This window comes from Micromonospora sp. NPDC004336 (assembly GCF_053602615.1).
Genome location: NZ_JBSGDY010000362.1, coordinates 1 through 1,616, shown reverse-complemented (window position 1 = coordinate 1,616; position 1,616 = coordinate 1). Strand labels below are relative to the sequence as shown.

Sequence of the window (1,616 nt, the reverse complement as noted above, 5' to 3'; positions counted from 1 at the left end):
CGGGCCACCGGCCCGGCGCGGCGCGCGGCCGGCCGGGGCCCGGCGGACACCGCCTCGGTGCGGGACCGGCTGGCGGCGCTCAGCCCCGCGCAGCGGCGCGACCACCTGCTCGACCTGGTGGCCACCGGCGTGGCCGCCGTGCTCGGGCACCGCTCGGCGGAGAGCGTCGACACCCAGCGCCCCTTCAAGGAGCTGGGCTTCGACTCGCTCACCTCCGTGGAGCTGCGCAACCGGCTGGGCGCCGCGACCGGGCTGCGGCTGCCCGCCACCGTGGCGTTCGACTATCCCGCGCCGGCCGTGCTCGCCGAGTACCTCGACCGGGAACTCGGCGGCGCGGCGGCCGACCGGCCCGTCGCCGTCGGCACCGCCGCCGCCCTCGACGAGCCGATCGCCATCATCGGCATGGCCTGCCGGTTCCCCGGCGACGTGCAGACCCCCGAGCAGCTCTGGGACGTGGTCACCGCCGGCGCCGACGTCATCTCGCCGTTCCCCACCGACCGGGGCTGGAACCTGGACGACCTGCGCGCCGACGGCGAGGACGCCGCCTCCGTGCCGCGCCACGGCGGCTTCCTCCACGACGCCGCCCAGTTCGACGCCGCCTTCTTCGGGATCTCGCCCCGCGAGGCCCTCGCGATGGACCCGCAGCAGCGGCTGCTGCTGGAGACCTCCTGGGAGGCCTTCGAGCGGGCCGGCATCGACCCGCACACGGCGCGGGGCAGCAGCACCGGCGTCTACGTCGGGCTCATCTACCACGACTACGCCTCCCAGGCCGCCGGCACCGCCGACGACGTGGGCGGCCACGTCGGCAACGGCAGCGCCGGCAGCGTCGCCTCGGGCCGCATCTCGTACCTGTTCGGCCTGGAGGGCCCCGCCGTCACCGTCGACACCGCCTGCTCGTCCTCGCTGGTGGCCCTGCACCTGGCCACCCAGGCGCTGCGGCAGGACGAGTGCCGGCTCGCGCTCGCCGGCGGGGTGAGCGTCATGTCCACCCCCGGCATGCTCACCGAGTTCTCCCGGCAGCGCGGCCTGTCCGCCGACGGGCGGTGCAAGGCGTTCGGCGCGGGCGCCGACGGCACCGGCTTCGCCGAGGGCGCCGGCATGCTGCTGCTGGAGCGCCTCTCCGACGCCCGGCGCAACGGCCACCGCGTCCTCGCCGTCGTGCGCGGCAGCGCGGTCAACCAGGACGGCGCCAGCAGCGGCCTCACCGCGCCGAACGGCCCCGCCCAGCAGCGGGTGATCCGGCAGGCCCTGGCCAACGCCCGGCTCGCCGCCGCCGACGTGGACGCCGTCGAGGCGCACGGCACCGGCACGGCCCTCGGTGACCCGATCGAGGCGCAGGCGCTGCTGGCCACGTACGGGCAGGGCCGGCCGCAGGACCGGCCGCTGTGGCTCGGGTCGGTCAAGTCGAACATCGGTCACGCCCAGGCCGCGGCCGGCGTCGCCGGTGTGATCAAGATGGTGCTGGCGATGCGGCACGGCGTGCTGCCCCCCACCCTGCACGCCGAGCAGCCGTCCCCGCACATCGACTGGACGACCGGGTCCGTCGCCCTGCTCACCGAGGCGCGGCCGTGGCCGGCCGTCGACCGGCCCCGCCGCGCGGCGGTGTCGTCGTTCGG

At 77.0% G+C, this 1,616-nt stretch carries 1 protein-coding gene; it reads left to right on the top strand.

From position 1 onward, the window contains the following. Positions 1–1,616, top strand: a 1,616-nt coding sequence (locus ACWENR_RS30740; protein ID WP_452280435.1) for a beta-ketoacyl synthase N-terminal-like domain-containing protein, incomplete at both ends; no start/stop codon positions are given.